Here is a 1,353-nt window from a genome sequence, read left to right on the forward strand (position 1 = left end):
GTTCCATATATGAATCCGTCCCTTGAAACAAGATAAATTAAGTCAGTAGGTCTTAAAATAAGCTTCCATATATCCGGCCTATGCTCGAGGAGGCTTTATACTTTTTCCTACTGGCCATGATGAGTTTCACTAATTCTTTCCATATCAGGTGCGCGGCATCTTAACGTGCCCTGGAACGCTACTGGTTTAAAGAACCTATCTTGTATCTAATTTTACATCAATAATATGCTTTTAATTCCTTATGCTAATTTATATTCAGTATTATTTCTCATTACACTAAAAGCTATTCTTGCTAGTTTATTTGCTAGAGCGACGCATGCTTTATTGTGTCCGCGTCGCTCTTTTACCGATTGTGCCCATTTCGATAACTTGTCGTCATATCTCGCTGACCAATGTAGGGCTATTCTAGCACCATGAACTAGTAGAGATCTAATATAGCTATCACCACGCTTGCTTATTCCTAGAAAAACATCCTTACCTCCGGAGGAATGTTGTCTCGGTGTTAGACCAAGCCATGCAGCAAACTCTCTACCATTATTAAACTCTTTTATATCAATTGAAGATAAGATACTTGCTGTTAGCTTACCAATTCCTTTGACTGTTAGAAGCCTTTTACAAGTGGGACTCTCTTCAGTGTGTTTTTCAATTCTTAAATCATAATTCTCAATTTTAATTTTTATGAACTCATATTCTTCGTAAAGTTCCTGTAGAGTTTCTTTAAATGAGTTTGTTAAATTATTTTCTTTCATAATTTTTGGCATATATTTATTAAAGTTCCGTACTGCTTTTGGAATAAATATTCCGTACTCCATTAGTAGACCTCTCATTTCGTTAACGAGAGATGTTTTATTTCTTACAAGTCTCTTTCTAGCTCTGTGCATACTTTGAATATCTTGAGAAGCAATAGACTTGTCTGGAACAAATCTCATGTTCTTTCTCGTTACAGCTTCACATATAGCTTCTGCATCAGCAGCATCTGTCTTATTGGTTTTAACATATGGTTTTACATATTGAGGTGGCATCATCTTCACTTCATGTCCAAGCTTTTTAAACTCTCTTGCCCAATAGTGAGAAGCACCACAAGCCTCAATTCCTATTAAACAGTTTGGTAACTTTTGAATGTAGGCAATTAACTGAGATCTCTTTACTTTTCTCTTAATTACAGTGTCACCATTGCTATTAACTCCATGTAATTGAAAGATATTCTTTGCCAAATCTATCCCTAGTACGCTAACGTTTTTCATGTCCGTCTCCTTTCTTATTAAATAAATTTTTAGCTTACATTTATTTTGGCACATTTACTTGATGCCGTTAAGAAAGGGACGGATTCATCTCATTAGGTGCTTTTTCTTT

General features: G+C 35.3%; 1 protein-coding gene. It reads right to left on the reverse strand.

Features of this window, described 5'->3' with window-relative positions; genetic code table 11:
* Nucleotides 1-239: 239 nt before the first annotated feature.
* Entirely contained in the window at nt 240-1,244 is a 1,005-nt protein-coding gene (locus DAY19_RS15095) for an IS110 family RNA-guided transposase (protein WP_115363981.1), read from the reverse strand.
* Between the last annotated feature and the right edge of the window lie 109 nt (nt 1,245-1,353).

The organism is Halobacteriovorax vibrionivorans, assembly GCF_003346865.1.
In the GTDB taxonomy this organism is placed as follows: domain Bacteria; phylum Bdellovibrionota; class Bacteriovoracia; order Bacteriovoracales; family Bacteriovoracaceae; genus Halobacteriovorax_A; species Halobacteriovorax_A vibrionivorans.